Here is a 264-nt window from a genome sequence, read left to right as displayed (position 1 = left end):
CTGGCTGCATTCAGCACATCTTCTCTGGCGGCACAATCTTTACGTTTCGGTTATGAAACATCACAAACCGACTCGCAACATATTGCGGCGAAAAAATTCAATGATTTATTGCAGGAGAGAACCAAAGGCGAGCTGAAATTAAAACTGTTCCCGGACAGCACTCTCGGTAACGCGCAGGCGATGATCAGCGGCGTACGTGGCGGCACCATCGATATGGAAATGTCCGGCTCGAATAACTTTGCCGGGTTATCACCAGTGATGAAC

Annotated in this window: 1 pseudogene; it reads left to right on the top strand. The window is 48.9% G+C overall.

Features of this window, described 5'->3' with window-relative positions:
• A pseudogene (yiaO, locus tag FN960_RS24265) lies at positions 1-264 on the top strand (2,3-diketo-L-gulonate TRAP transporter substrate-binding protein YiaO); the annotation flags it as partial.

It is taken from the genome of Alkalicoccobacillus porphyridii (assembly GCF_007293315.1).
In the GTDB taxonomy this organism is placed as follows: Bacteria; Bacillota; Bacilli; order Bacillales; family Bacillaceae_D; genus Alkalicoccobacillus; species Alkalicoccobacillus porphyridii.
This window is presented reverse-complemented; position numbering and strand designations above follow the sequence as displayed.